The following is a 13,026-nucleotide window of genomic DNA, read 5'->3' as shown; positions in this document are numbered from 1 at the left end:
GGAGCGGGTCCCGGCGTGGGAGGAGTCAGCTGCCGACGATGGCCGCGGTGACGGCGTCGGTCAGGTGTTGCCCGGCGTCGTGGGCGCTCATCCCGCAGTCGATTGTGAGCTGTTCCCAGACCGGGACCGAGGTCATCGCCCAGGCCAGGTCGGCGGCGGTCTCCGGGGCCAGGCCGGGCCGGAGCAGGCCGGCCCCGCCCAGCCTCCGGGCGGCGACCAGGAAACCCTCGCGGAGCTCGCCCATGCGGTCCTCCCAGGCCGCGGCGGTGTCGGGGTCGTCGCGGCGGGAGGCGAGCAGCGCCGAGGCGACCGGGCGGATCCGGGCCGCGTAGCGGAGCCAGGCGAACAGGAACGCGCGCAGCGCCTCGACGGGGTCCGGGACGGCCAGGGCCCGTTCGCAGCGCGGGCGGATGCCGTCGACGTCGTCCATGTGCCGCACGAGGGCCATGAGCAGGCTCGCCCGCGAGGCGAAGTGGAGGTAGACCGCCTGGCGGGAAACGCCGGTCTCGCGGGCCACGTCGGCCATCGTGAACCCGGCGCCGTGCTCGGCGATGAGCCGCTCGGCGGCCTGGAGGATGCGGGCTTGCGTGCTTGACACGCGTCAAGCATACCTCTAGCTTGACACGCGTCAAGCAGTGTTCCGGCGGAGGGGGACCCATGAGCAGCACTCACCCGGCGGCCGTCGCCGCGCTCGCCGCGATGGAGGCGGTCGGCGCCGGCGACCGGGACGCCTGGCTGGCCTGCTACGCTCCGGACGCCGTGCTCCACGACCCGGTCGGCGGCTCACCGCTGGACCCCGGGGGGACGGGGCTGGCGGGGCGGGAGGCCCTCGAACGGTTCTGGGAGCTCACCGTCGCTCCCAACGACGTCCGGTTCGACGTCACCGCCATTCATCCGGCGGGCGACGAGGCGGCGGTCGTGGCCTCGGTGGCGATCCGGTTCCCCGGCGGCGCCGAGGTGCACTACGACGGCGTCTTCGTCTACCGGGTCGGCGGCGACCGGCGGATCAGCTCGGTGCGCGCGTACTGGGATCTGCGGCGGGTGCTGTCCGCGCTCGGCCTCTGAGCCCCGCCGGACCACGGGCGGTCGCGGCGGGCACGGACAGGGGGGCACGGACAGGGTGGGAGCCGGCCGTCAGGCGTCCCGGCGGCGTGATCTCCCGTGGTGGTCCAGCAGCCGGGCGAGCAGCTCGGTGAACTGGCGGCGCTCGATCCGGGTCAGCGGGGCGAGCACGTCGTCTTCGATGGCGGCGAGTAGTTCGTCGAGCCTGTGCAGCTGGCGGCGGCCCTGCCCGGTCATGGTGATGACGTTGCGGCGGCGGTCGGCGGGGTCGGGCGCGCGTTCCACGAAGCCCCGGTCGGCCAGCTCGTTGATGACGGCGACCAGGTCGCTGCGGTAGATGCGGGTACGGCGGCTCAGCTCCGCCTGGCTCGCCGGGCCGGACTCCTCCAGCGTCGCGAGAACGGCGTAGTGCCACTGGCGGGCGTCCGCACCGGCCAGCCCCTCCGTCACCAGGCGGTCGGAGTGCAGCGCGGTCAGCGCCAGGAGCCGGGTGGGCAGGTTCCTCAGCCGGGCGGGGGTGGCCTCCCCGCCCGAGAGGTCCGCCGTGTCGGGCGCGCCGCTGTTCATGCCGGTGATCCTACCCCGTTGCGTTAGTCCGGCTAACAATATAAGTTCGTTCGTGCGACGAACGTTAGCCCGACGAACAAATGGAGAGGACACCCATGCCTTCGATCGACGTGCTCGACGCGGCGATGTACTACGAGGACAGCGGGAGCGGCGCCCCCTTCGTCTTCCTGCACGGCAACCCCTCCTCCTCCCACCTGTGGCGCAACGTGCTGCCCGGCGTCGGCGGGCCCGCCCGCCTGCTCGCCCCCGACCTCATCGGCATGGGCCGCTCCGGCAAGCCCGGCGGGCCGTACCGCTTCGCCGATCACGCTCGCTACCTGGACGCCTGGTTCGATCGGCTGGGGCTGGAGGACGCGGTGCTCGTCGGCCACGACTGGGGCGGGGCGCTCGCCTTCGACTGGGCGGCCCGCCACCCCGGCCGCGTCCGCGGCGTGGCCTTCCTGGAGACCTTCGTCCGGCCGATGTCCTGGAGCGAGCTGGGTCAGGGCCCGCGCTCCCGGGCCGAGGCCGTGCGGGGCCCGCAGGGCGAGTCGCTGGTCCTCGACCAGAACTTCCTGGTGGAGACCGCGTTCACCGGAGGGGTGCTGACGCCCCTGAGCGAGGAGGAGATGGAGCCGTACCTGGCGCCGTACCCCACCCGCGAGAGCCGCCGCCCGCTACTGCAGTGGGCGCGCTCGCTGCCGCTCGACGGGGAGCCCGCCGACGTGGCCGGGCGGGTCGAGCGCTACGGCGCATGGCTCGCGGGCAGCGACGGCGTCCCCAAGCTGCTGCTCACCTTCGACTCCTCGCCCACCCTGCTCATCAAGGAGGAGATGGCCGCCTGGTGCGCGGCGAACATCGCCGGCCTGGAGATCGAACACTGCGGTCCGGCCGGTCACCACGCGCCGGAGGACCAGCCCGAGGCCATCGCCGCGGCGATCACCGCCTGGGCGGCGCGGCACCGGCTGGGAGAGCCGGCACCGGGAAAGACGGCTTCCGCGGGCGCTTCCACGGGGACCACCAGTTCGCATGGCCGGCCAGGCGCATGACGGCCGGCACGAGCAGCGCGCGGATCAGCGTGCAGTCCAGGAGTACGGCCAGCGCCAGGCCAACCCCGACCATCTTGAGCAGGACCAGGCCGGAGGTCGCCAGGGAGGCCATCACCACGGCGAAGACCACGGCCGCCGAGGTGAACAGGCGGCCGGTGTGCTCCAGTCCCAGGGCCACCGCGGTGACGGTGCTCCCGGTCCGCCGGTACTCCTCCGTGATCCGGGACAGCAGGAAGATCTCGTAGTCCATGGACAGCCCGAAGGCGATGCAGAACATCAGGACGGGCACCAAAACGTCGATCGTACCCGTCACGGTGAAGCCGCCGACCAGCCAGCGCAGGTGGCCCTCCTGGAAGACGTGGACCAGCGCGCCGAACGTCGCGCCCAGACTGAGGACGTTCAGCAGCAGGGCCTTGGCGGCCAGGACCACGCTGCCGGTCATCCCGGCGATCAGGACGAAGGTGGTCAGAGCGATCAGGGCGAGTCCCGTGGGCAGGGTGTCGGCGATGGCGAGCCGGATGTCCCGGAGCTGCGCCCCCGGGCCGCCCACCAGCGCCTCCGCCGGAGCGGGGACGGCCCGCAGGTCGCCGGCGAGCTCGCTGTTGTCCACCGAGTAGGGCTCGTGCGCGGTGGAGACCGAGAGCCAGGTTCCGGCGGGGCCGGTGAAACGCTCCGGCGGACCGGCGGGCAGGCCGGAGAACCTGCCCCCGGAGTACGAGCCGGTGACGGTGTCCACCTGGGCCACGCCCCCCAGGGCCGACAGGCTCCGCGCGTAGGCGTCCAGCGAGGTCGGGGACGTTCCCACGGCGGCGCCGGCCGGGCCGGGCAGCATCACCATGGTCGCCGAGACGTTGCTGCGGACGTCGAAGTCCCTGCGCAGTTCCTCGCCGGCCCTCGCGGCGGGCGCCTGCGGCGGGAGCAGCCGGTCGTCGAAGACCCCGAAACGGGCGTCGAGGAAGGGCGAGGCCAGCGCGGCCAGCAGCAGGACGGTGGGAACGGCGACGGCCAGGGGACGGCGCATCACGGCCGTGGCGATGCGGAACCAGCCTCCCGGCCCCGCCGCGGGAGTCCGCCCGGCCCGCCACGGCCCCGGCACGGCCAGGCTGTCGACGCGGCCGCCGAGCACGGCGAGCACCGCCGGCAGCACCACCAGGCTCCCGGCCGCGGCCAGCAGGGTCACCGCGATGCCCGCGAAGGCGACCGAGCGGAACATCATGAACGGGAAGAGCAGCAGCGCCACCAGGGACAGCGCCACGGTGAACGCCGAGAACGCCACGGCCCTGCCGGTGGTGCGCATGGTGACCCGGACCGCATCCGCGACGTCGCGCCCGCAGGCCAGTTCCTCGCGGAACCGGGTGATGAGGAAGAGGCTGAAGTCCACCGCGAGGGCGAACCCGAGAGCGCTGGCGATGCTCATCGCGAAGACGGAGATCTCGGTCAGCTCGGTGAGCAGGCGCAGCACCGCCATGGTCCCGGCCACCGCGAACACGCCGACGAGGACCGGCAGAACGGCGGCGGTGAGGCTGCCGAAGACCAGCAGCAGGATCGTGAAGGTCAGGGGGACGGTGATGAGTTCCACCGTGCGGAGGTCCTGCTCGCTGCGGCGCTGCGTCTCGACCCTGACCTGGGCCTCCCCCGTGACGGAGACCGACAGCGGCCCGTGCGCCCCGGCCAGGCCGGGCGTCAGGCGGGCGGCCGTGGCGACCTGCCGCATGCCGTCGCCGCGCAGGCGGGCCAGGATGAGCGCGGCCCGTCCGTCCCGGCCGCGCAGGGCGGGTGAGCGGGTGTCCCAGTACGAGGTGACGTCGGCGACGCCGGGATCACGGGCGAGCCGGGTCGCGACGGCCGTGCCGGCCGCGGCGACCTGGGGTCGGTCCACCGGCTGCGCGCTCCTGACGATCAGGACGAGGTGAGGGTTTCCGGTTCCGAACCCTGTCTCCAGCAGTTCGTCCGCGCGTTCCGACTCCGCGCCGGAGGCCGTCGCGCCTCCGGACACCAGACGGTCGTGCACGTCGTGGCCGGCGAGTACGGCCAGCGCGATGCCGAGGACGGCGAGCCACAGGATCAGGCGCCGGCACCGGACGAGGAGACCCGAGACGTGCGCCGCCTCCCGCCCGGCCCGGACCGCGGGCGGCTCGATCGTGGTGTCCGGGTGGGTACGGGGCACCCCTCCTCCTTCACGATGGGACCGTCCGGCTCGGGCGGGCCGGACGGGAGGTTCCCGGCGGAGGCGGAGCGCGCTCCGGTCGCCACACTCCACCACTCGGCGCACCCGTTAATTACGGACAGTCACAATAGCGGTGGGTGCGGCGCTAGCGGGGGACGCGGGGGCCGCGCGCCGTCAGGGCAGGGTGCCGATCTCGGCGAGGAGGGCCTGCTTGGCGGCGGGGTCGAGATAGGAGGCGGTGACGGCGTTGCGGGCGAGGGCGGCCAGGGCTGCGCGGTCGAGGCCGAAGACGTCGGCGGCGACGCGGTACTCGTCGGTCAGGGTGGTGGCGAACATGGGCGGGTCGTCGCTGTTGACGGTGACGAACAGGCCCTCGTCGAGCAGGCGCGGGAGCGGGTGGTCCTTGATGTGGGCGACCTGGCCGGTGCGGACGTTGGAGGTGGGGCAGACGTCCAGGGGGATCTGCGCCTCGCGCAGGTGCGCGACGAGGCGGGGGTCGTCCAGGCAGGAGATGCCGTGGCCGATGCGCTCGGCGCCGAGGTGCTCGACGACCTCCCAGACGGTCTCGGGGCCGGTCATCTCCCCGGCGTGCGGGACGCTGTGCAGGCCGGCGGCGGTGGCGGCGCGGAAGGCGTCCCGGAAGGCGTCGCGGTGGCGTACGCGTTCCTGCTCGATCCCGGCCAGGCCGAAAGCTACCAGTGCCTGGGGAGGTTCCTGCAGGGCGTGGTCCAGGGTGATCCGGGCGGCCTCGGCGCCGTACTCGCCGGGGATGTCGAAGATGTAGCCGATCCGCACGCCGTGCTCGTCGAGGGAGCGCCGGGCGGCGAGGTCCAGTGCCTCGGTGACGGCTCTCATCGGCATGCCGACGACGTGATGGGCGTACGGCGTGACCGTCACCTCGGCGTAGCGCCCGTTCTGCCCGGCCAGGTCCCTGGCCAGGCCGACCACCAGGGTCGCCACGTCCTCCGGCTCGCGGACCAGGGCGTTGACCGCCTGGTAGACCCGGGCGAAGTCCTCGAAGTCACGGAAGACGTAGAAGGCCCGAAGCTCCTCCTCCGTGGTCGGCACGCGGCTGCCGGGGTGGCGGCGGGACAGCTCCAGCACGGTCGGCAGGGAGGCGGAGCCGACGAGGTGGACGTGCAGCTCGACCTTGGGAAGCGCGTCGATGAAGGCATGGGTCGTCATGTCGCGACCCTACGCACGGCACGCCGCGCCGGACCAGAGAGAAGGCACAAATCTCACATGAGAATGTAAGGATGATGAAGACGAGGGCGGCCGAGAGGGGAACACCGCGACGAGACCGCCGGAGTATGCGGGATTTGCGGCGGTATGTCCTCCCGCAGGCCAGGCCATCTGACGCATAGTGGGGTGAAGGGCAACTCGATCCCCCCTCCCGGAGGCCCCCGTGTTCGAGCGCTTCACCGACCGTGCCCGCCGCGTCGTGGTCCTCGCACAGGAGGAGGCGCGGCGGCTCAGCCACAACTACATCGGCACCGAGCACATCCTGCTCGGCCTGGTCGGGGAGGACGACGGTGTCGCCGCCCGCGCGCTGCGCTCCTTCGACATCAGCCTCGAACAGGTCCGCCAGGACGTCGAGGAGATCATCGGGCAGGGGTCGCGCGGACCGACCGGCCACATCCCGTTCACCCCGCGCGCCAAGAAGGTGCTGGAGCTGTCGCTGCGCGAGGCGCTCAACCTGCATCACAACTACATCGGGACCGAGCACATCCTGCTCGGCCTGATCCGCGAAGGGGAGGGCGTCGCAGCCCAGGTGCTCACCGGGCAGGGGGTGCGGCTGGAGGCCGTACGGGCGCAGGTGATCGAGCTGATCGGCCGGGGCACCCGCTGGGACCGGGCCGGAGGCGTCGAGGAGGCCCTCTTCGCCGGAGGGCCGTCGCTCAGCGGGAGGCTGGACCGGATCCAGGAGAGCCTGGACCGGATCGAGCGGCGGCTGGACGCCCTGGGGGCGCCGCCGGACTCCGGGGATCCGGGGAAGCCCGGGGAAGCCGGGGAACCCCCGGAGCGGGAAGGCCGAGCCGGAGGTGGATGATCCCCGATCCGGGAGCCCCTGAGCTCTCCCGGATCGGGGGGACCGCGTGACGGGTCAGCTCGGGGATGCCGCCGCCATCACACCTATCGCCAGCCTGGCCTCGACCACCCCGGGGTCGTCGGTGTGGCTCAGGGTCGCGCCGAGCGAGACCAGGAGCCGACGCATGCGCGCGTTGTCCGACAGCAGGCTCGCCTTCACCTCGGCGAAGCCCAGGTCACGGGCCTCGGCGAGGACCATCCTGGCCAGCGCCGTACCCAGCCCCTTGCCCTGCCAGCGGTCCTCCACCAGGAAGGCCATCTCGGCGATCCCGGGATCCGGGGTGAACATCAGGTTGGCCAGGGCGATGACCTGCCCGTCGTATCCGGCGACCAGGGAGTGGCCGCGGGTGCGGTCGCAGAGCCGGTCGAAGATGCGGGGCGGCAGCGTGGGCATCGAGGTGAAGTAGCGGAAGCGGCGGGTCTCCGGCGAGCAGCGGTCGTGCAGGTCGCGCACGGCCTCGCGGTAGAGCCGGGTGAGCGGCCTGATCTGCGTCTCGGTGCCGTCGGTCAGCTTGACGGCCCGCTCGGCGGTGCTCACCGGGTCGGCCGCGGGCTGCGCCAGCCGCACGAAGGAGGCGGCACGGGCGGCCTCGGTCAGGGTGAAGGGCAGTTCGGTACGGCGCAGCCTGATCGCCCGGCGCGGGGCGACCGGCACGGTCAGCAGGGTCGGGTCGGGCAGGTCGCTCATCTCGGAGCCGTAGACCCAGCGGGCGTCGTCGGCGCGCAGCAGCTCGGCCAGGAGCTCGGGCAGCCGCCAGGGCGCGGTGCGCAGCCGGGAGGCGAGCAGGAGCACCCGGGTGGGCTCGTCGGTCAGCTCGTGGGCGGTGGCGGCGACGACCTGGACCCGGCGCCCGCCCGCCGCCTCCAGGGCCTCGCGCACGACCTCCGGGGCCGCCGGGATCTCGGCGACGAACTCGTCCACCGTGCCGTCGGCGTCCGGGTGGACGCTCAGGCCGAGGATGTTGCCGCCCTTCTCCGCGAGTGCGGCGGCCAGGGACGCCAGCCGTCCCGGCCGCTCGTCCACCGTCGTGCGAATCCTCAGAAACCCCATCAGCACGCTCCCTCCGTCACGACGTAAGACTGACGCAGCCCTGTTACGGTGCCGCTACGTCAGAGTGAGGCCGCCGTTACGTCCGGGAAGATCGCGCATGACGCGGTTGTACAACGGTTTCCGTGGGAAGCTATGGCCAGATTGACGGATATAGCAGGATATCTGGCCATGAGCACGCGTGTCCCTCTGTCTGACGGCTTCGTTAATGGAGACGTCTCGTTCTGGTTCCGCTCCTCCGGTCTTCCCGTCCCGGGCGCCCCTCTCGACGGCGACCTCGCGGCCGACGTGGCGATCGTCGGCGCGGGCTACACCGGGCTGTGGACCGCGTACTACCTGAAGAAGGCCCGTCCGGCCCTGCGCGTCGTCGTGCTGGAGAAGGAGTTCGCCGGGTACGGCGCGTCGGGGCGCAACGGCGGCTGGCTGGTCGGCGAACTGGCCGGGACCCCCGAGCGCTACGCGAAGACCCACGGCGAGGAGGCGGCCAGGCGCTTCCAGCGGGTGATGTTCGGCTCGATCGACGAGGTCGTCTCCGTCGCCGGGGAGGAGGGGATCGACGCCGACGTCGTCAAGGGCGGCGTCACCACGGTCGCCACCAACGCCGCCCAGGACCGGCGGCTGCACGCGGTGCTGTCCCACGCCCGCCGCTGGGGGTGGAGCGAGGACGACCTGCGGCTGCTGGAGCCCGCCGAGCGGGAGGAGCGCCTGCGGGTCAGCGGCGCGGTGAATGCGATCTGGAGCCCGCACTGCGCCCGGATCCAGCCGGCCAAGCTCGTCCGGGGGCTGGCCGAGGCCGTGCGGAGGCTGGGCGTGGAGATCTACGAGCGGACCCCGGTCGTCGAGATCGCCCCGCGCACGGCGCGCACGCCGTACGGCACCGTCCGCGCCGAGCACGTCATCCGCGCCACCGAGGGCTTCACCGCCGAACTGCGGCAGTATCACCGGGCCTGGCTGCCGATGAACAGCTCGATGATCGTCACCGAACCGCTGGGCGGGCTCTGGGAGTCCATCGGCTGGGAGGGCCACGAGCTGCTCGGGGACATGGCCCACTACTACATGTACGCCCAGCGGACCGCCGACGGGCGCATCGCCTTCGGCGGGCGCGGCAAGCCCTACCTGTACGGCTCCCGGGTGGACGACCGGGGCCGCACGCACGAGTGGACGATCGAGGCGCTGTGGGAGCTGCTGACCGGGATGTTCCCGGCGGTACGGGAGTCCCGGGTCGCGCACGCGTGGTCCGGGGTGCTGGGCGTGCCCCGCGACTGGTGCTCGACCGTGCACCTGGACCGCGCCACCGGGATCGGCTGGGCGGGCGGCTACACCGGGCACGGGGTCACCACCGCCAACCTCGCCGGCCGTACACTGCGCGACCTGGTTCTGGGCGAGGAGACCGAGCTCACGCGGCTGCCCTGGGTGGGGCGGAAGGTGCGGAGCTGGGAGGTCGAGCCGCTGCGCTGGATCGGCGTGCACGCCATGTACGACCTGTACCGCCGCGCCGACGCCCGGGAGAGGGGCGGGCTCGGGCGCACCTCCGTGCTGGCCCGCGTGGCCGACTCCATCACCGGCCGCTGACCGGGCGGCCGAGGATGGAGGCCATGAGACGGAGACGGTGAGACGGAGACGGTGATCGCCGAACCGGCTCCCAGCCCCGCCCGGAGACCTGCCCATACGGATGAGAAGGAGAGACCGTGACCCACCTGCCCCACTCCCCCGCCCCGGCGGTGAGGGCATGACCGACCTGCTGTTCCGCGGCGGCCGGGCGTTCCTGCCCGGCGGCGCCTTCGCCGAGGCGGTGCTCGTCCGCGACGGCCGTATCGCCGCCGCGGGCCCCGAGCCCGACGTGGCGCGGCTGGCGGCCCCCGGCTGCGAGACCGTGGACCTGGGCGGCGGCCTGCTGATCCCGGGCGTCACCGACGCCCACATGCATCCGGTCCAGGCGGGTCTGGAGCGGGCCAAGTGCGACCTGTCCGAGGTCTACGGCCTGGACGCGTACATCGCGAAGGTTCACGACTACGCGGCCTCCCACACCGGCCACGAGTGGATCGACGGCGGCGGCTGGGACATGTCGGCCTTCCCCGGCGGCCTGCCGCACCGCTCGCAGCTCGACTTCCTCGACCGGCCGGTCTACCTGATCCAGCGTGACCACCACGCCGCCTGGGTGAACACCCGCGCGCTGGAGGTCGCCGGGATCACCCGGGACACCCCGGATCCGGCCGACGGCCGGATCGAGCGCGACGCCGACGGCACCCCGAGCGGCGTGCTGCACGAGGGCGCGATGGACCTGGTGGGCCTGCTCACCCCGCGCCCGACGGAGCGGGACCTGATGGACGCGCTGATGGACGCCCAGGCGCACCTGTTCTCGCTGGGCATCACCGGCTGGCAGGACGCCATCGTCGGCTCGTACGCGGGCTCGGACGACCAGTTGCCCACCTACGTCGCGGCGGCGGCCTCGGGGAAGCTGCGGGCCCGGGTCGTGGGCGCGCTCTGGTGGGACCGGGCTCGCGGCGCCGAGCAGATCGGCGAGCTGGTCGAGCGCCGCAAGTCCGCCGACGGGCTGGAGACGTTCCGGGCCACCTCGGTGAAGATCATGCAGGACGGCATCACCGAGAACTTCACCGCCGCGGTCATCGAGCCGTACTGCCGCTGCGGCGGTACGGGGCTGTCCTATGTGGACCCCGCGCTGCTGAGGGGGTACGTCGCCGAGCTGGACCGGCACGGCTTCCAGGTGCACTTCCACGCCATCGGCGAGCGGGCCGTCCGCGAGGCGCTCGACAGCATCGAGGGCACCGATCCGGCCACCCGCCATGAGCGCCGCCACCACATCGCGCACCTGCAGATCATCGAGCCGTCCGACGTGCCGCGCTTCGCCCGGCTCGGGGTGACCGCGAACCTGCAGCCGCTCTGGGCCACCCACCACGCCCAGATGGACGAGCTGACCATCCCGTTCCTCGGCGAGGAGCGCTCGGCGTGGCAGTATCCCTTCGCGGACCTGCTGCGGGCGGGCACCCGCTTCTGCGCGGGCAGCGACTGGCCGGTCTCGAACGCCGACCCGATCCAGGGCATGCACGTCGCGGTCAACCGGACCGAACCGGGAAGCTCGGTGCACGCGGACTACCCCACGGCCCAGACGCCGTTCCTGCCGGGGCAGCGCCTGGACCTGGCCACCGCGCTGACGGCGTACACGGCCGGATCGGCCTGGATCAACCACGACGACGACGCGGGGACCATCGCGACCGGCAACCGCGCCGACCTGGTCGTCCTCGACCGTGACCCGTTCACGGAGCCGCAGGCCGACATCTGGCGGGCGAAGGTGGCCATGACGTTCGTCGGCGGGGAGCAGGTCTACCAGGCGTGACCGCCCGCCCGGCGGACCGCTCCGCACCGGGCGCGGCGGCCCGCCGGGGGTGACGGTGCGCCGTCGCGCCCGGCGGGCCGTCCGGCGGATCAGCCGCGCCGGCCCCTGCGCCTCCTGAGGCTCATCCGCACGATCGCGCGGACGGTGAGCAGCAGCACGACGCCGACGATCTGGCCGCCCAGGACGATCCGGTTGACGTCGATCGCGGGCTGCCAGCGCACGTCGCCGTCCTTGATGACGAACACCCCGGCCGGGGTCGCGCTGAGGCCGTACCCGCCTCCGGAGCCCTCTCCCGGGCGGTCGCCGCCCTCCTGCTTCCCGCGCCCGCCGCCCCCGCCGGTGGCGACCTTGGCGACCGGGACGACCGTCACCCCCTCACGGGTGATCGGCTCGCCGAAGACGCGGCTGACCGTGGCGTTGTCCTTCGCCTGGTCAATCACTTCCATGATGTCCATCGCGACTCCCCTGGGCTCGTCTCCGGCACGGTGTTCCCATACCCGACCCGCTCCACGCTAGCCAATGGGATGCCCGCCGGACAGACGTCGCCCTGACGCGATCGTGACGCCCCGGGTCAGGCGTCCCCGACGCGGACGTCGAAGGCTGTGGCGTCCGGTTCCAGGAAGCGCAGGAGCGCCCGGCCTTCCTCCGCCAGCTCGGAGACCGCCTTCTCCGGCAGCGGTTCGAAGGCCGCCAGGTGCAGGACGGCGGTCCTGCGCTTGAGTTCGGCCTGCCAGGTGCCGCGAACCGAGCCGTCCCACAGGAACGTGGCGCGCACGCGCAGGTTCTTGGTGGTGACCCGCCCGCGGTGCTCCTCCGCCATCAGGCGCGTGCGGTCGGCGTGGGCGAGGACCAGGTTGTCGAAGTCGGGCAGGAAGCGCGCCGGGGCGGGCTCGTCCTCCTCCGGGCGCGGGGCGCCGGGCAGATCGAACAGCTCCCGGCCCTTCTCGTCGCGGAAGGCGGCCAGCCTCGGGCGCAGGCGGTCGAGTACGGCGCGCAGCCCCTTGATCCCCGACCAGGTCTGCGCGTCGGCGGCGGTGGCCGGGCCGTAGGCCGCCAGGTAACGCAGCACCAGTTCCTCCACCGGTTCCCCGGGCGCGACCGCGCGGGAGTCCTCCGCCAGCCAGCTCTCCGCCAGGGCGAAGTCCGCCTTCGGCGGGAAGGCCCACCGGTCCCCGGTGGGGACCATGACCAGCGGCAGCCGGGTCCGCACCGCGTAGCCCAGCGCGCGGTCGTTCGCCTCGGGGAACCGCTCCTGAAGCAGGGCACGCAGCGCGGTGAAGTCGCGGGGCCCCTCCGCCAGGATCTCCCGGGCGGCAGGGAGGAGCCTGTCCAGGTCCAGCCCGGCGGCCAGCTCGCCGCGCCCGCTCAGGGCCGCGGCGAGCACGGGGTCCAGCGCGGGGCGGAACCGGGCGTAGTCGGCCGCGCTCACCAGGTGCAGCGTGGCCCGCATCATCATCGCCCGGGCGACGGATCGCCCGTGCAGCGCCCGGTGCAGGTCCTCCCGGCGGAAGCCGTCGACCCGCGTCCACAGGCCGGTGAAGGGGTGCCTGGGCTCCTGCGCCTGCATGCCGCCGAGCCGCTCCACCGCCGTCACGACATCGGTCTTCTCCCTGGCGAGCAGCATCTGCCGGGCCAGCGTCGCGCGGTTGAGCCGCCGTACCGTCAGTGTCTCCATGCGCTCATCATCTCGGCCGTACCTGACAGATCGCGG

The 13,026-nt window shown here is 73.2% G+C and carries 11 protein-coding genes and 1 pseudogene; 5 read left to right on the top strand and 7 right to left on the bottom strand.

Annotated elements, in window-relative coordinates:
* Positions 1–25: 25 nt before the first annotated feature.
* Positions 26–598 carry a TetR/AcrR family transcriptional regulator gene (locus HS041_RS39000; RefSeq protein ID WP_307845600.1) on the bottom strand — a complete coding sequence of 191 codons (573 nt, stop codon included), beginning with the start codon at positions 596–598 and terminating at the stop codon, positions 26–28.
* Between the two features lie 59 nt (positions 599–657).
* Between HS041_RS39000 and HS041_RS34855 the strand changes: the two genes are divergently transcribed.
* Complete coding sequence (locus HS041_RS34855) at positions 658–1,065, top strand: nuclear transport factor 2 family protein (protein WP_196445162.1); 408 nt, start codon at positions 658–660, stop codon at positions 1,063–1,065.
* Positions 1,066–1,134: 69 nt separating this feature from the next.
* Here the strand turns inward: HS041_RS34855 and HS041_RS34850 are convergent, their stop codons facing one another.
* Entirely contained in the window at positions 1,135–1,629 is a 495-nt protein-coding gene (locus tag HS041_RS34850) for a MarR family winged helix-turn-helix transcriptional regulator (protein WP_196445161.1), read from the bottom strand.
* A 95-nt stretch (positions 1,630–1,724) separates the two neighbouring features.
* Here HS041_RS34850 and HS041_RS34845 point away from each other — a divergent pair, with 95 nt between their 5' ends.
* Positions 1,725–2,657: a haloalkane dehalogenase gene (locus HS041_RS34845; RefSeq protein WP_196445160.1), complete on the top strand. Its 933-nt coding sequence runs from the start codon at positions 1,725–1,727 to the stop codon at positions 2,655–2,657.
* Here the strand turns inward: HS041_RS34845 and HS041_RS34840 are convergent.
* Together HS041_RS34840 and add are read right to left on the bottom strand one after the other, a co-directional pair.
* Entirely contained in the window at positions 2,548–4,824 is a 2,277-nt protein-coding gene (locus HS041_RS34840) for an MMPL family transporter (RefSeq protein ID WP_196445159.1), read from the bottom strand. The genes HS041_RS34845 and HS041_RS34840 overlap by 110 nt on opposite strands.
* A 174-nt stretch (positions 4,825–4,998) precedes the next feature.
* A complete protein-coding gene (gene add, locus HS041_RS34835) occupies positions 4,999–6,009 on the bottom strand; it encodes an adenosine deaminase (protein WP_196445158.1) in 1,011 nt (336 codons plus the stop codon).
* 220 nt (positions 6,010–6,229) lie between these two features.
* On the opposite strand from add, the pseudogene HS041_RS34830 reads away from it, so the two are divergent.
* Positions 6,230–6,655, top strand: a pseudogene (locus HS041_RS34830) (Clp protease N-terminal domain-containing protein); the annotation flags it as partial.
* A 273-nt stretch (positions 6,656–6,928) separates the two neighbouring features.
* Here HS041_RS34830 and HS041_RS34825 read toward each other — a convergent pair.
* Positions 6,929–7,963, bottom strand: a complete 1,035-nt coding sequence (locus tag HS041_RS34825) for a GNAT family N-acetyltransferase (RefSeq protein ID WP_196445156.1) — start codon at positions 7,961–7,963, stop codon at positions 6,929–6,931.
* 168 nt (positions 7,964–8,131) lie between these two features.
* Between HS041_RS34825 and HS041_RS34820 the strand changes: the two genes are divergently transcribed.
* Both HS041_RS34820 and HS041_RS34815 read left to right on the top strand, forming a co-directional pair.
* Entirely contained in the window at positions 8,132–9,532 is a 1,401-nt protein-coding gene (locus tag HS041_RS34820; protein WP_196445155.1) for an NAD(P)/FAD-dependent oxidoreductase, read from the top strand.
* Between the two features lie 157 nt (positions 9,533–9,689).
* A complete protein-coding gene (locus HS041_RS34815; protein ID WP_196445154.1) occupies positions 9,690–11,315 on the top strand; it encodes an amidohydrolase in 1,626 nt (541 codons plus the stop codon).
* An 89-nt stretch (positions 11,316–11,404) separates the two neighbouring features.
* Here HS041_RS34815 and HS041_RS34810 read toward each other — a convergent pair whose 3' ends face one another.
* Positions 11,405–11,770: a spore germination protein GerW family protein gene (locus HS041_RS34810; RefSeq protein ID WP_196445153.1), complete on the bottom strand. Its 366-nt coding sequence runs from the start codon at positions 11,768–11,770 to the stop codon at positions 11,405–11,407.
* Between the two features lie 116 nt (positions 11,771–11,886).
* Complete coding sequence (locus tag HS041_RS34805) at positions 11,887–12,990, bottom strand: winged helix DNA-binding domain-containing protein (protein WP_196445152.1); 1,104 nt, start codon at positions 12,988–12,990, stop codon at positions 11,887–11,889.
* Positions 12,991–13,026 lie beyond the last annotated feature (36 nt).

Source organism: Planomonospora sp. ID67723, assembly GCF_015711605.1.
In the GTDB taxonomy this organism is placed as follows: Bacteria; Actinomycetota; Actinomycetes; order Streptosporangiales; family Streptosporangiaceae; genus Planomonospora_A.
Note: the sequence above shows the minus strand (reverse complement) of the source record. Positions and strands in the feature narration are given on the sequence as shown.